General features: G+C 65.8%; 16 protein-coding genes and 3 pseudogenes. 12 read left to right on the forward strand and 7 right to left on the reverse strand.

Translation table 11 applies throughout. The features are described 5' to 3' along the window. Window positions 1-53 precede the first annotated feature (53 nt). The 3 genes from rpmF to coaD form a co-directional block, all read right to left on the reverse strand. Window positions 54-257 carry a 50S ribosomal protein L32 gene (gene rpmF, locus M3C25_RS12095; protein ID WP_102162557.1) on the reverse strand — a complete coding sequence of 68 codons (204 nt, stop codon included), beginning with the start codon at window positions 255-257 and terminating at the stop codon, window positions 54-56. A gap of 2 nt (window positions 258-259) precedes the next feature. Next, on the reverse strand, window positions 260-664 hold the full coding sequence (locus M3C25_RS12100; protein WP_254221217.1) for a YceD family protein: 405 nt from the start codon (window positions 662-664) through the stop codon (window positions 260-262). Window positions 665-943: 279 nt separating this feature from the next. Next, entirely contained in the window at window positions 944-1,441 is a 498-nt protein-coding gene (coaD, locus tag M3C25_RS12105; RefSeq protein ID WP_102162555.1) for a pantetheine-phosphate adenylyltransferase, read from the reverse strand. A 217-nt stretch (window positions 1,442-1,658) separates the two neighbouring features. On the opposite strand from coaD, the gene ehuB reads away from it, so the two are divergent. The 4 genes from ehuB (at window position 1,659) to M3C25_RS12125 (ending at window position 4,862) form a co-directional block, all read left to right on the forward strand. Next, on the forward strand, window positions 1,659-2,546 hold the full coding sequence (gene ehuB / locus M3C25_RS12110; protein WP_259796116.1) for an ectoine/hydroxyectoine ABC transporter substrate-binding protein EhuB: 888 nt from the start codon (window positions 1,659-1,661) through the stop codon (window positions 2,544-2,546). A gap of 120 nt (window positions 2,547-2,666) precedes the next feature. Continuing rightward, a complete protein-coding gene (gene ehuC, locus M3C25_RS12115; RefSeq protein ID WP_259796113.1) occupies window positions 2,667-3,398 on the forward strand; it encodes an ectoine/hydroxyectoine ABC transporter permease subunit EhuC in 732 nt (243 codons plus the stop codon). After that, a complete protein-coding gene (gene ehuD / locus M3C25_RS12120) occupies window positions 3,398-4,054 on the forward strand; it encodes an ectoine/hydroxyectoine ABC transporter permease subunit EhuD (RefSeq protein WP_165882530.1) in 657 nt (218 codons plus the stop codon). The genes ehuC and ehuD overlap by 1 nt, the downstream gene beginning before the upstream one ends. Then, window positions 4,041-4,862: an amino acid ABC transporter ATP-binding protein gene (locus M3C25_RS12125; RefSeq protein WP_212753893.1), complete on the forward strand. Its 822-nt coding sequence runs from the start codon at window positions 4,041-4,043 to the stop codon at window positions 4,860-4,862. The genes ehuD and M3C25_RS12125 overlap by 14 nt, the downstream gene beginning before the upstream one ends. A 26-nt stretch (window positions 4,863-4,888) precedes the next feature. Here the strand turns inward: M3C25_RS12125 and M3C25_RS12130 are convergent, their stop codons facing one another. From M3C25_RS12130 to M3C25_RS12145, 4 genes and pseudogenes are all read right to left on the reverse strand, one after another. Further along, a complete protein-coding gene (locus M3C25_RS12130; RefSeq protein WP_259856941.1) occupies window positions 4,889-5,059 on the reverse strand; it encodes an RsmD family RNA methyltransferase in 171 nt (56 codons plus the stop codon). Window positions 5,060-5,102: 43 nt separating this feature from the next. Next, the gene (locus M3C25_RS12135; RefSeq protein ID WP_257995170.1) at window positions 5,103-5,198 is read right to left on the reverse strand and encodes an adenylyltransferase/cytidyltransferase family protein; all 96 of its coding nucleotides are present in this window, start codon (window positions 5,196-5,198) and stop codon (window positions 5,103-5,105) included. Window positions 5,199-5,249: 51 nt separating this feature from the next. Next, window positions 5,250-5,357: pseudogene (locus tag M3C25_RS13200) on the reverse strand (transposase); the annotation flags it as partial. Between the two features lie 310 nt (window positions 5,358-5,667). Next, the gene (locus M3C25_RS12145) at window positions 5,668-6,210 is read right to left on the reverse strand and encodes a CinA family protein (protein ID WP_219722597.1); all 543 of its coding nucleotides are present in this window, start codon (window positions 6,208-6,210) and stop codon (window positions 5,668-5,670) included. 316 nt (window positions 6,211-6,526) lie between these two features. On the opposite strand from M3C25_RS12145, the pseudogene M3C25_RS12150 reads away from it, so the two are divergent. The 8 genes and pseudogenes from M3C25_RS12150 to M3C25_RS12180 all read left to right on the forward strand — a co-directional run. Further along, window positions 6,527-6,964: pseudogene (locus tag M3C25_RS12150) on the forward strand (helix-turn-helix domain-containing protein); the annotation flags it as partial. 454 nt (window positions 6,965-7,418) lie between these two features. Further along, on the forward strand, window positions 7,419-7,838 hold the full coding sequence (locus M3C25_RS12155) for a transporter substrate-binding domain-containing protein (protein ID WP_257995076.1): 420 nt from the start codon (window positions 7,419-7,421) through the stop codon (window positions 7,836-7,838). Further along, a complete protein-coding gene (locus M3C25_RS12160) occupies window positions 7,835-8,869 on the forward strand; it encodes a cation diffusion facilitator family transporter (protein WP_102161739.1) in 1,035 nt (344 codons plus the stop codon). The genes M3C25_RS12155 and M3C25_RS12160 overlap by 4 nt, the downstream gene beginning before the upstream one ends. A 512-nt stretch (window positions 8,870-9,381) precedes the next feature. After that, window positions 9,382-9,717: pseudogene (locus M3C25_RS13205) on the forward strand (iron-containing redox enzyme family protein); the annotation flags it as partial. A gap of 931 nt (window positions 9,718-10,648) precedes the next feature. Then, window positions 10,649-10,933, forward strand: a complete 285-nt coding sequence (locus M3C25_RS12165; protein WP_102161736.1) for a CDGSH iron-sulfur domain-containing protein — start codon at window positions 10,649-10,651, stop codon at window positions 10,931-10,933. Between the two features lie 83 nt (window positions 10,934-11,016). Next, the gene (locus M3C25_RS12170) at window positions 11,017-12,636 is read left to right on the forward strand and encodes an NAD-dependent epimerase/dehydratase family protein (protein WP_102161735.1); all 1,620 of its coding nucleotides are present in this window, start codon (window positions 11,017-11,019) and stop codon (window positions 12,634-12,636) included. 12 nt (window positions 12,637-12,648) lie between these two features. Further along, window positions 12,649-12,855, forward strand: coding sequence for a hypothetical protein (locus tag M3C25_RS12175; protein WP_102161734.1), 207 nt, complete (start codon window positions 12,649-12,651; stop codon window positions 12,853-12,855). A gap of 197 nt (window positions 12,856-13,052) precedes the next feature. Further along, window positions 13,053-13,292, forward strand: a complete 240-nt coding sequence (locus tag M3C25_RS12180) for a transposase (RefSeq protein WP_375545132.1) — start codon at window positions 13,053-13,055, stop codon at window positions 13,290-13,292. Window positions 13,293-13,442 lie beyond the last annotated feature (150 nt).

Genomic DNA, 13,442 nt, shown 5'->3' on the forward strand with positions numbered 1-13,442 from the left:
TTCAGATCAGGTGCTGAGTCCACTGTCTGATGCGATTCGTCTGAAGAACCGAATCAGATGTCGGCGACCTTGCGTCCCTTGTATTCAAGGAACAGCGGGGTGCCGGCGGAGTCCTCAACCACCTTGGCCTGGTGCGGGCGCGAGTACACAACGCGACCGTTCTCCACAGTCTTGACCAAGGTCGGAACCTTGGCCTTCCACTGCGAACGACGGTGGCGGGTATTGCTGCGCGACATCTTTCGCTTGGGAACAGCCACGTCTAGCTCTCTTTCTCTTCTAACAGTCGTTTCAGTTCTGACCAGCGTGGGTCATCTTCCGGTGCCTCTTCGACGATGTCCTCGCCGACGGTGTACCGGAACTCGTCCGCATCCTCCCCATCCTTGAGAGGACGGAACGGCAAAGCCATGACGAGTGCGTCTCGGATCGCCGGTTCGAGGTCGATCCGATCGCGATCAACCGGATATGTCTCCTCGTCGCCCTCTTCGACCTCGTACGCGAAGAGTTCGGACAGCTCCACGTTCAGCGGAACCTCCAGGTCCTCCAGCGTGCGGGCGTCCTGTCCCTGGGCTGTGGCCGTGACAGTGCCGGAGACGAAGATCCCCTCCACCACGGAGTCGAGCTGCAGGTCCAGGTGAAGCGGCGAACCGGTTGGCACTCCGATCATCTCGATCCGCAGATCCGCCGGAGCCGCGACATCACGTTCCAGTCGAGTCCATTCGCCTGGCCTGTCTGCCAGGCCGAGCGAGCGAAGGTCGACGATGAGGTCAGATCTACTGCTCATGTGTCTTCACCTCCGGTTTGGACGCTGTCCGTGATGTCGGCACGCAACGGATCACACGCAAGGAAACAGTCTAATGGCTTCGCCCAGTGATTGCCACTTGAGGTGATGTGCACCTCACCGGGCATCAGCGAGCAGCAGGCAGGGCCAGCTGGCAGCCAGCGGTCAGTCGGCCCGGCGCTTGACATCCATCGCTTCGAGCACCGCAGCCGGCACGAGCCCCGAGACGTCTCCGCCGAGTGCGTGGACTTCGCGGATGAGAGAGGAGGAGACGTGCTCGAAACGCGGGTCGCCGGGCACGAAGATCGTCTCCAGTTCGGTCAGGTGCCGGTTCATCAGGGCCATCGGCAGCTCATAAGCGAAGTCGGTGCCTGAACGCAGCCCCTTGACGACGGCTGAAGCGCCGATCTGCGCGCAGTAGTCCACGAGCAGTCCGCCGGGCACGTCGTCGACGACGATGTTCGCGGCCTGCTCGGTGCGCGGATCGGCGGTCAGGGCAGCCTCGATGAGCTCGATGCGCTGAACGACCGGATAATGACCGGTCTTGGCCGGGTTGTGCACCACAGCGATGACAACCTCGTCGAACAGCGCGGCGGCCCTGGCGGCGATGTCGATGTGTCCGACGGTGACCGGGTCATAGGAGCCGGGGCAGACGACCTTCATACGCATCCGTTCCATCAGGGACTGGTGACGCTCTCAGACTAGCGCAGGACGCCTCGGCGGCGGCCGGGGCATGTAACGATGTCTTAACGCTGACGGAAATGCCGTAGACGCGCAGACGCGGCTCGATACTGTTGTTTAACAGTGACCTGGGCCATACCGGCTCGGCCGACACTTCTTGCCTGGTCGTCGCCTGCTGTACGCACGAAACGGAGTATCTATGCGCAACCACAGAATCACCCGCCCCCTGGCAGCCCTTGCCGCCATTGCCTCGCTCGGACTCGTCGCCGCCTGCGGCGGAGGCGGTTCAGATGCGGGCAGCACGCTGGAGAAGGCCCAGGAGGACAAGAAGATCACCGTCGGCTTCGCCGGTGAGGCCCCCTACAGTTTCGAAGCCGACGGCGAACTGACCGGTGCCACTGTCGCGCTGCACCGTGAGATCTTCGAAGAGCTCGGCATCGAGGAGGTCGACGGTGTGCTCACTGAGTTCGGCGGCCTCATCCCGGGCCTCAACGCCGACCGCTTCGACGTCGTCTCCGCGGGCATGTCGATCCTGCCCGACCGCTGCGAGCAGGCGGCGTTCTCCAATCCGGAATTCATGTACACAACCGCGCTCATGGTTGAAGAGGGAAATCCACACAACCTCAAGACGCTCGACGATGTTTCAGCCAACGGCGATGTCACGCTCGCCACAATGACCGGTGCGATCGAATCGGACTACGCCGCCGATCTCGGCATTGAAGGTTCGACTGAGGTGGGCACTCCGCAGGACGGGATGGACATGGTGACCTCCGGCAGGGCGGATGTCTTCGCACTCACCGGCATCTCGCTCAACTGGATGGCGGACAACAACCCGGATGCCGGTGTCGAGGTGACCGAGTCGTTCGTGCAGGAGATCGACGGCGTGCCGCAGATCGGTGCCGGCGGCACCGTCTTCCGCACCGATGACGAAGAGCTGCTCAAGGCCTACAACGAGAAGCTCGACGAGATCGTCGGCGACGAGCAGCGCTACCTCGACATCGTCGGTGAGTTCGGCTTCACCGCCGAGGAGCGCCCTGACGGGTCCATCACCACCGAGCAGCTGTGCTCGGGTGACCTGCCCAGCTGATCACGTCCGCTGTCATCGGCAGGGCGGCCCGCACCTCGGGAGCGGGCCGCTCGCCGGTGACGACGCGTCTTCTGCACCTCCGACCCGAATCCCAGGCACGCACATGACAGACACGCGCTCATGACAGACAACCTCTCGACGCTCTTCAGCTATGCACCCCAGCTGTGGGACGGCCTGAAGATCACCCTCCTACTCACTGCCGGCGGCGCAGCCGGTGCGCTGCTCATCGCCTTAGTGCTCGGACTGGCGATGGCCAGCCCGTACCGCTGGCTCGGCATCCCGGCACGCATCATTGTCGAGTTCTTCCGAGGCACGTCCCTGCTCGTGCAGCTGTTCTGGCTCTTCTACGTGCTGCCGCTGCTGGGTGTGAATCTCGATCCGCTCAGCTGCGGCATCTTCGCCCTGGCACTCAACTACGGGGCCTACTCCGCCGAGGTAGTGCGCTCGTCGATCGCGCACGTCGACCGCGGCCAGTGGGAGGCGGCGATGGCGCTGAGCCTGTCGCCGGTGCGGATGCTGCGGCGCATCATCTTCCCGCAGGCCTGGCTGCTCATGATCCCGTCGCTGGCGACGCTGCTCATCCAGCTGCTCAAGGGCACCGCGGTTGTCTCCTTCATCACCCTGCAGGACCTCACCGACCGCATCGACCAGCTGCGGCAGGCCACCGGCGACACGTTCTTCGCCTACTCCGTCGGGCTGCTGCTGTACTTCGTGCTCGCCTGGCTGCTGCAGGTCGGCATGGATGCCCTCGAGCACCGGGCTGCGGTCGCACTCGGCCGGCGAGAGAAGTCCGCAGGTCTGCGCAGCGTGTTCTTCCGACAGCACCGTCCGAAGAAGGAGGTGCTGGGCTGATGTGGAATTGGTCGCGCGCATTCGATGCGCTGCCGCTGCTGCTCAAGGGCTTCGGGAACACCCTCATCGCCACCGTCGGCGGGACACTCATCGCCGTTGTGCTCGGACTCGTCATCGCGATCCTGCTGCGCATCCTGCCCTGGTGGATCAACTGGCTGCTCAAACTCGCCGTCGCATTCGTGCGCAACACGCCGCTGGTGGTGCAGCTGCTGTTCATCTACTTCCTGTTCGCCAAGCATCCGGTGCTCGCCGGGATTCCGTCGCTGACGCTCGGGCTCATCATCATCGGCGTGCACTATTCGACGTACATGTCCGAAAGCTACCGGGCCGGCATCGACTCAGTGCCGAAGGGCCAGTGGGAAGCGATCAGCGCGCTGTCGCTGCCGCCGGCCCGGGCGTTCCGTTCGATCGTCCTCCCCCAGGCGCTGCGGGCGACAGTCCCCTCGCTGGGCAACTACGCGGTGGCGATGTTCAAGGACACCCCGTTCCTGTTCGCCATCGGAGTCGTCGAGCTGGTGACCTCCGCCCAACAGTACGGCGGCCGACACTTCGCCTACACCGAGGCGTTCACGCTTGCCGGCCTCATCTTCCTGGCCGCCAGCTATCCGACCTCACTGCTCATCCGACGATTGGAGAAGTCCCTTGCCCGGTACTGACGAGACCCCACAGTCCCGCGCGGACGGCGCTGCGGCAGCCCAGCCGGCCATCGAGTTCGTCGACGTCGAGAAGCGTTTCGGCGCCAACGTCGTCCTCCAGGACCTCAACTTCTCCGTCGCCCCTGGCGAGCGCGTCACGCTCATCGGGCCCAGCGGTTCGGGCAAGACGACGATCCTCAGGCTCATCATGACACTGGAGAGCCTGACCGACGGCTACATCTACGTCCACGGCAAGCCGCTGACGCACGAGAAGCGCGGCGATAAGCGGGTAGCGCTGCCGAAGAAGCAGGTGCGCAGCAACACCAAGCGCATCGGCATGGTGTTCCAGCACTTCAACCTGTTCCCCAATATGACGGTCGCCGAGAACATCATCGAAGCACCGATCCACGTGCTCGGCATGTCGAAGGCCGAGGCGCTGGAGAAGGCACGTGCGCTGCTGAAGCGGGTCGGCCTGGCCGACAAGGAGAATGAGCATCCGACGAAGCTCTCGGGCGGACAGCAGCAGCGTGTGGCGATCGCCCGTGCGCTGGCGATGGATCCCGAGGTGCTGCTGCTCGACGAGGTGACTTCGGCTCTCGACCCGGAGCTCGTCGACGATGTGCTCGGGGTGCTGCGCGAGATCGCCGAGACCACGGACATCACGATGCTCATCGTCACCCATGAGATGCAGTTCGCCCGCGATGTCTCTCAGCGGGTGTTGATGTTCTCCGACGGCCAGATCATCGAAGACGGCCCGCCGGATGAGATCTTCACCCGCCCGCAGCATGAGCGCACCGCGAAGTTCCTCTCCGCGGTGCTGGAGCGCTGACCCCAGGCCTCAGCCCCGCACGTTCGTCACTCCCGCAGCTGCAGGAACCACAATGCGGTCTCGCCGATCTTCTTGTGCCGGAACACCTCCAGCCGCTGCGGCAGCCTCGGCTCCGGTGACCGGCTGGAGCGTTCGAACACGATGAGCGCTGCCGGGTCACGCAGCAGCGGGACGCACGCGTCCAGGATCGCGGTCACCTCCGCCTCGGGCATGGGATACGGCGGGTCGGCGAAGATGAGGTCAATGCTGCCTTCCGGCAGCCGCGGCGGCCCTGGCGGCGATGTCGATGTGTCCGACGGTGACCGGGTCATAGGAGCCGGGGCAGACGACCTTCATACGCATCCGTTCGTTCCATCAGGGGCTGGTGACGCTCTCAGACTAGGGCATGTAGCGGCGGTGACGCTTCCACGCCGTCTGCCAGGGCCCGAAATGCTCACGCGGCAGGTTACGCCAGGCAATTCCTGCACGGTGCCGGTAGACGATCCCTTCGACGATCCGATCCTTCGACGATCCGACGGCTGTTCTCAAACGGCCGGGCTCTCTTGCCAGCATTGCCAGGGCAACAGCGGTCCGATTCGCGCCCACTACTCACCGTAAAGACTCGGTGTCGATGCTGTGTAGTCACGTCTCCACCGAGACAGCCCTCAAATGGTGAATAAAGGACACACGCCCAACCGAACTCGCGGCAGCCCGCCCCGACCGAATGAATCCATATCTGTACACCCGACCCCATACACAACGGAATTGACGACCCCGCCATCGGCCGACAACGCAGAGCGATCCGCGCAATCCAGCAAGGCCGCTCTCAATCCGACGCTGACTCCCGCAACGCCTCGAATAGAAGCTGCGTGGCACTGGTCACTGTCTGCGAAAGGATCTCGAGCGGATCACCCGTAAAATGATGGAGCTCGGTGCGAAGGTCACCGCATACCAGGGTTGCCATCCAGACTGTTCCCGGCGGGTTGCCCTCCTCATCTGACGGACCGGCGGCCCCAGAGACGGAGACTACGGCATCCGCGCCGATCCGCTCGGCGACACCGGCGGCCATCTCACCGACGGCCTCCTCGGTTACCACAGGCCCGCGTGAAACGCCCAGGACACGGAACTTGGTTTCGGACTGGAAGCAGACGACCCCACCAGCGAACCACGCCGACGAGTCCGGCACAGCCGCGAACACCTCGGCGAGCTTTCCACCCGTCAACGATTCCGCAATCGCCACCGTGCGACCCTGACGATGAGCTAATCGTCCGACCTCGGCGGCGGCACGGGCCGCCGAACTCTCTGACAGCGCCGCTTCCACGTAGCCCGGCGAACGCTCAGGTGCACTGACTCCAACGTGCCTGCTCACGGAGGTCCTTCCCTAAGGGTGGGTGTAGCGTCCAGGTGCCGTCTCATACGCGCCGCGGCTAGCACAACTCCGTGACCTTCGCCCTCACACGCTCCGTAATGCCTCATGTCATTGTGTCCGCGAAAGTTCATCGCTACCTCACATAGTTTTGCCCGCGAGACTCATCCTGAGCCTGACATCATTGTGCACATCCGGCAGGACTGTTGGGAATGAGGCTAGGTGTAGTTCCTCGGGAGGTTGTGAACGGGATTTGAGGTCAGAGAAGATCCTCGGCATCGAGGTGGTACTGACACGCACTCTGAACCGGAAGTCTTCCATGACTCACCGTAACGCCCCGAATGACCATCGTGGGTGGGCGCCGGCTCGGTCTTGGCGTCGATCATGGCTGGCCACAGCGACGCGCTGCTGAACGCTTCCAGGTGTCCCCGGCAACGGTGTCTCGCTGGGTGAGCCGGCACCGGGCAGGGACCGGTTTGGCTGATCGCTCGAGCCGGCCGCACCATAGCCCGAACAGGCTCAGCGCACGTACCGACTGACGCATGCGATTCAACCGCCGATGGGGCCACACCGGATCGGCTACCGCCTGCACGTGCCGCCTTCGACCGTCGGGCGGATCGTGGCCCGCTACCGGTTGCCTAAGCTGGAGTGCATCGATCCGGCCACAGGTCTGCCGGTAGGCCGATCAGCGCCCTGTCGCTACGAAGTCGAGCAGCCCGGCGAGCTGGTCCACGTCGATGCCAAGAAGCTTGGCCGCAGTTCAGTGACCTGGCGACAAGGTACGTCAAGCGTGTTGACTACTGCACCAGCGAAATCATCCTCGCCAGCATCATCTTTCGTCTCGCACAGCACTTCACACTTACAGAACACTCGCTCGAAAAGGCGCTGCGCTTCCGTCTAGAACTTGGGCACGGGACGCGATGCCGATTCGACCGTATAATCCTGTCGCCCGCAGAACCGCCACCCATCGGGACACCTGCTCCGTTTACACCCTTCCCAGCATTTCCCCAGTAGGCAGTAGACTCCGTGACAATGTCATTGCACGATGCGACACTGAACTCATGGGCAACCATTCGGGACGTCGCGCCGTCGCGTCGCACTCATCACAGCGGGTTCCGCTGGACAGACAGCACCCCCTCGCCCATTGTTCGGGCCGCGGCCTCCGCACGGCCGCGCTGCTCGCGGTCACACTGCTCCTCACCGCCTGCAGCATGTCGATCCCCGCTGACCCGGACGGAACCCTCGAGCGCGTGACCGACGGACAGCTGCGCGTGGGAGTCTCACACAACCCACCGTGGACGGACACCACAGGCGGCGGAACGCCCAGCGGCACGGAGCCAGAGCTCATCGCGGACTTCGCCGCGGCCCACGACGCCGAGGTCGTCTGGGAGACCGGCGGGGAGGAGCAGCTCATGAAGCAGCTGCGCGACGGCCAGCTCGACGTCGTGATCGGCGGACTCACCGACAAGTCGCCCTGGACGACGCACGCGGCGCTCACGACCTCGTACGTGGAGGCGACCGGGAACGACGGCACCACGGAGAAGCACGTGCTCGCGGTGCCGATGGGCGAGAACGCCTTCATGGTCGCGCTCGAGCGCCACGCCCTCGCCCACGCCGAGGCGCACCGATGACCGCTCGTTTCGGCCACACGGAGCTGCCCGACGAGCAGGCGCAGGCACTGAAGAAGGCGATCCGTCTCGAACGGATCTCGCTGGGTGTCATCGCGGTGACGGTCGTCCTCGTCCTGCTCGTCGCCGGCAGCTCGCAGGCGATGAAGGCCGCATGGATCGAGGATTCGCTGTCCCTGCTGCCGCCGCTCGCGTTCCTCCTCGCAGCGCGACTCATCCGGAGGCGCCCGACCGCGGCGAAGCCGTACGGCTATCACCGCGCGATCGGCATCGCCCATCTGGTGTCCGGAGTCGCGCTCCTGGTCATGGGCCTCTACCTGATCATCGATTCCGGCCTCGGGCTGCTCGAGGCGGAACATCCGCCGATCGGCGTGTTCGTCCTGTTCGACACGCCCATCTGGCAGGGGTGGCTCATGATCGCCGTCATGATCGTCACCGGCGCTCCGACCGTGATCCTCGGCCGCATGAAGCTCAAACTGGCTCCTCTGCTGCACGACAAGGTCCTCTACGCGGATGCCCAGATGAACAAGGCCGATTGGATGACGTCGCTCGCGACCGTCGTCGGGATCCTCGGCATCGGCGTGGGGCTATGGTGGGCGGATTCGGCCGCAGCCATCGTCGTCGCGGTCGACATCGTCCGCGACGGGCGGAAGAACCTCCGTGATGCGGTGCGCGATCTCATGGACTCACGGGCCACCCAGTACGACGGGACGAGCCCCGACCCTCTCACAGACCGCGTGGTGGACTGCCTGGGCTCCGCGTCGTGGGTGGCGGAGGCGGAGTGCCGCATCCGCGACCAGGGCCACGTTCTGCACATCGAGGCGTTCGTCGTCCCGGTCGACGGCAGGGCACCCTCGCTCGAGGAGGCCGCAGAGCTGCGCGAACGGTGCGTCGAACTCGACTGGCGGGCCCAGGACTTCGTCCTGTCAGTCGCCGAAAAGCTGCCTGAGGAACTCCTCCCCCAGCTGCAGGACCGCGGGCCCCGCGGCCCGCGTGCTCGCCTGCTCACCACCCACAGCAAGGAGCAGTCATGACTCCCACCGCCGAGGCCGCAGCCACCACCGCGACCGCCGCAGCCACCAGCGGACCCCGCCCGCCCGTTCCTGCACCGACTCCGCGGGGACCCGCGAGCCGCGCTCTGCTCGGCCTTCTCGTCGCAGTGGGAAGCGCCACGGTTGCGAACCGGGACGACGAATCCCAGGCGGACCCCGACATCGCCTGCCCCGGGGGCGACACGTTCGCGCGCGCAGCCGATCTCGCGCTCAGTGAGCCCCGGGGTGTGCTGACCGACGAGGGCATCCAGCTCACGTTGTTCCCCTCTGCCTGCTGCACTACGGGCCAGGCGAGTACATCCGCGGCGACTGGGAATGGAACCCGCAGCTTCTCGCCAGCCGCGCGACGATCGAAGAGGCGGTTGAGAGTGCCCTGTGCGACCGTGTCTCAATGCCGACAGATCTGCCGACGGACGGGGCCAGCACTTCCGCGCTGCTGTTCGAGATGACAGCGAACGCGGCGTTTCCCACGCTCACGACGTGACTTTCGCGCAATGCTGAGCCGTCGCCGCTACACGGGTTCCGCATCCACCGCTCGATCTACACGCTGCGCGAGGCCGACCCCTCCAGCTGGGCGATCCCCGGCTGCGGGGACGGGGAAGGCCGCTCTCCTGGGGATCCAGTCCGACGAGTACGGAGGCGGCCGCCCCGACCTGGTCCACGCGGAGGTCTTCGCCGGCACGGTGCGAGCAATGGGACTGGACGACCGACCGCAGGCGCACCCAGACCGCGTGCCGGCCGCCATCCTCCTGCTCTTCGACGTCATGAACCTCTTCGGGCTACACCGCAGGCTCCGGGGGACGATCGTCGGCCACCTCGCCGCCTTTGAGATGACCTCATCGATCCCCCCCGACACTATTCGCAGGCGTTCGCCCGCACCGGTAACAGCTCCCACGCCACCTGGTACTTCGACGAGCACGTCAGCCGGGCACAACGGGAAGGTCGATGCGGTTCTTACGGCGATCCCGCACTTCGTCGGTTCCTGCGTCGTCATCGCGGATGATGACGTCCGTTATTCGGCGGAGACGCTCCTTCATCTCAACGACCTTCTCCAGGAGGTGGGCCTCGTGCGTCCGCAGAACCACCCCGTCATCAACCCTTCGGCACCTTCTCCGTGCCACGTCCGCTGGGACACCGCCCGGGCCCTTGTGAACCGGGCGTGGGCGTCCGACTACCCGGGGCACCCTGGGAGTGCGGTCGGAGTACCTGGGCGCTGGCTACGACCCGGGAGTGCCCATTGCGAATCTTGAGCTCATGCGCACAGCCCAAACCCGAGGCGGTGTCCTCGCCGCCGCCGACGACCTCTTCGTCGCCAGACTCCCGCCCACGTCCCGCGCGTTCTGCGGGCAGCGCGTCCGGCAGACATACGACAGCTTCGCGCAGCCGGCGCGGCTGGCCGCGGACCTGTTGATCCTCCCAGTCCTGCCCCTCTCGGTTCGTTGGCGCGCCGTCGGACTCCTTGCGACGGCTGCGGCGATCCTTTTTGTGCCGAGAGGCGGCGTTGGCGTGATCACGGACGCACCGTGGTCCCGCCGGACCCCGCACTCTGGGCGCTCTCTGGCTCGCTGAACGGGGCGTGTGCCCATAAGTCGTGGTGGGCGCCCGAATGCGGGGCGGGGTGCCCTACCGCGGAACGCGGCTGCACACGGCCGCGAACTCACCGCGGTCCCTTCGCCGACGAGAGGCGGTGCTCGCCGCTTCGCCCCTTTCCACGGCATCCGCACCTTCCATCCGCTCGCGCACATACGATGAAGAGACCCGATGACCATCACCCCCACGCTCGTGAACACCACTATCACGCCGTGCCCGGGCGGTCCGCTGCTGGTTCGCGGGGAGTTCGTACTCGCAGGCGAAGAGGACGGCCAATGGAAGCGGCCGCGGCCCAATGTCGTCGCCCTGTGCCGGTGCGGAGCCTCCGGTATCCCGCCGCTGTGCGACGGCTCCCGCAACCTCATCGGCTCCCACGCCCCGGGGGCAGCGTCGAAGGTTCTCCCCGCGCGACTGCCGGACAACACAGACCAAACCCCACGACCCGCTGTCGGATGATCCCTCGACACGCCCCGTCTCCACACGTACGATGAAAGCCAGGCCCGGTGAGAGCCGGGCGCAGCCCACCCCAGGGAGGCACTGTGCGCGTCGCAATTGTCGGAGCGACAGGAAATACCGGTACTGCCGTACTGGAGGCGCTGGCGGCGACCCCAGAGGTGACAGAGGTGGTTGGGATCGCGCGCCGCATGCCGGACACCACGGTCGCCCCGTACGACGGGTGTGACTGGCGTTCCATCGACGTCGCAGCAGCCAGTCCGGAGGGTGAAGCGATCGCGCGACTGGCCGACGCGTTCGAGGGGGCCGATGCGGTCATCCATCTTGCCTGGCTCATTCAGCCCAACACGGAACGCGAGCTGCTGCGCCGTGTGAACGTCGACGGCACACGTCGGGTGACGGAGGCGGTCGCCCGTGCCGGCGTCCCGCACCTCGTCGTCGCGTCCTCCGTCGGGGCCTACTCCCCGGACGACACGGACGATGAGGCGACCCGCCGTGACGAGTCGTGGCCGACGGATGGGATCGCTACGTCGCACTACAGCGTGGACAAGTCCGCTCAGGAGAAGGTGCTCGCCGATTTCGACGCACATCACCCCTCCATCACCGTGACCCGTCTGCGCCCGGCACTGATCTTCGGAGGCCGCGCCGCGTCGGAGATCCAGCGGTATTTCCTGGGCTCCTGGATACCGCTGCAACTCCTGCGCTACGGGCGCCCGCCGTTCCTCCCCGTGCCCCGCGGCCTGCGCGGCGTCCAAGCGGTCCACGCCGACGACATCGGCCGCGCATATGCGGCGGCAGTTCTCGCACGCGCACCGGGAGCGTTCAACATCTGCGCCGACGACACGATGGGGCTCAAGGACCTCGCAGACATCATCGACCACGGTCGGTTCGTCGAACTACCCTCAGCGGCCCTGCGCACAGGGCTGGGCATCGGCCATCGCACCGGGCTGGTCGCGGCGGACACAGGGTGGATTGACATGGCGGTGGGCGTCCCGCTCATGGATGCGTCCCGGGCGAAGGCGGAACTGGGATGGGAACCGCGCGTCTCCGCAGCTGACGCGCTGCGGGACCTGCTGAACGGGTTCATCGCGGGCACCGGCACCGATTCGGTGCCTCTGCGACCGCGCCGGGCCTCCGGCACCGCACCCCGCACCTCAGCGGTGCCTCCCGCTGACAGGGAGCTGCTGGGGATCTACCTGGACGATCACCTCACGGGAGCGACCGCCGGTGCGCAGCGCGTGCAGCGGATGGCAGACGACTTCGTCGATACACCGTACTTCGCTCCGCTGTCGGAGCTGGCGATGGAGATCGACCGCGAACGTGCGCGGCTCGCAGCTCTGATCCCGGCGCTCGGCCTGACCCGCAAACCGCTGCGTCAGGCGGTGTCCTGGGCGGGAGAGCACGTCGGGAGACTTAAGGGCAATGGAGCGATCCTGGGCCGCTCACCCCTCACCCCGCTGCTGGAGACGGAGCTGATGCGCAGCGCGGTCATCGGGAAACTGGGTCTGTGGCAGACGCTCGCCGCCAACGCCGAGGCGTGGGGCCTGGCAGCTGCCGAGTTCGACGAACTCGTAGCGCGCGCCCACGCCCAGCTGGAGACTCTCGACGCCGTCCACGCGTATCTGCGCACTCGCGCGCTGCGCCACGACGGCGACGCTTTCGACCATCGCAGCGCCCACAGCCCAGTGGGCGCGCAGGGAACCTAGGAAGGGGGCATCATGGACGACGTGAACGACCTCCGTCGGGCGGCCGTGTCCCGCAACGCGGAGGACACAGACCCCCGCAGTACGGAAGCGCAGAAGGCCGACGCGCAGACCGCGGAGGCTAAGAACACCGCAGATAAGCACCTGGTGAGTGATGACGAGGTCGCGGACGAATGGGGCAAGGAATCCTTCCCCGGCAGCGACCCGCCGGCGAACTACTGAGAAGAGGGCGAACAGGTGCGAGCAGTCACCCGGCAGAACACCGGGAAGGTGCCCGCCGGCACAGTTTCCGGGTTCTAGGGCGTGTGTCCTTTATTCACCATTTGAGGGCTGTCTCGGTGGAGACGTGACTACACAGCATCGACACCGAGTCTTTACGGTGAGCAGTGGGCGCGAATCGGACCGCTGTTGCCCTGGCAATGCTGGCAAGAGAGCCCGGCCGTTTGAGAACAGCCGTCGGATCGGCGAAGGATCGGATCGTCGAAGGGATCGTCTACCGGCACCGTGCAGGAATTGCCTGGCGTAACCTGCCGCGTGAGCATTTCGGGCCCTGGCAGACGGTGTGGAAGCGTCACCGCCGCTACGCCGCTGACGGCACGTGGGCTCGTGTGCTGGCTCGGGTGCTCTGTGATGCCGATGCTGCTGGTGACATCGATTGAGTTTCTCTGCAGCAGATTCTGGCTGACATTCGAGTCCCACGGGCCGACGGTGGTCGTCCTCACATGCCCGGCCGCTGTTCTGGCTGATCGGGCCTATGGGCCTAAAGCCGATCGCGAATACTTGTGTTCGCGTGGCATCCGGGCCGTAAT

The organism is Brevibacterium luteolum, from assembly GCF_025147615.1.
GTDB lineage: Bacteria > Actinomycetota > Actinomycetes > Actinomycetales > Brevibacteriaceae > Brevibacterium > Brevibacterium luteolum.

Coding starts and splice junctions, on each gene's coding strand:
- M3C25_RS12175 (WP_102161734.1), top strand. CDS start 12,649: ATGGACGACGTGAACGACCTCCGTCGGGCGGCCGTGTCCCGCAACGCG.
- M3C25_RS12135 (WP_257995170.1), bottom strand. CDS start 5,198: ATGAAGGTCGTCTGCCCCGGCTCCTATGACCCGGTCACCGTCGGACAC.
- ehuD (WP_165882530.1), top strand. CDS start 3,398: ATGTGGAATTGGTCGCGCGCATTCGATGCGCTGCCGCTGCTGCTCAAG.
- M3C25_RS12155 (WP_257995076.1), top strand. CDS start 7,419: ATGTCGATCCCCGCTGACCCGGACGGAACCCTCGAGCGCGTGACCGAC.
- ehuC (WP_259796113.1), top strand. CDS start 2,667: ATGACAGACAACCTCTCGACGCTCTTCAGCTATGCACCCCAGCTGTGG.
- ehuB (WP_259796116.1), top strand. CDS start 1,659: ATGCGCAACCACAGAATCACCCGCCCCCTGGCAGCCCTTGCCGCCATT.
- M3C25_RS12100 (WP_254221217.1), bottom strand. CDS start 664: ATGATCGGAGTGCCAACCGGTTCGCCGCTTCACCTGGACCTGCAGCTC.
- M3C25_RS12160 (WP_102161739.1), top strand. CDS start 7,835: ATGACCGCTCGTTTCGGCCACACGGAGCTGCCCGACGAGCAGGCGCAG.
- M3C25_RS12180 (WP_375545132.1), top strand. CDS start 13,053: ATGCTGGCAAGAGAGCCCGGCCGTTTGAGAACAGCCGTCGGATCGGCG.
- coaD (WP_102162555.1), bottom strand. CDS start 1,441: ATGAAGGTCGTCTGCCCCGGCTCCTATGACCCGGTCACCGTCGGACAC.
- M3C25_RS12165 (WP_102161736.1), top strand. CDS start 10,649: ATGACCATCACCCCCACGCTCGTGAACACCACTATCACGCCGTGCCCG.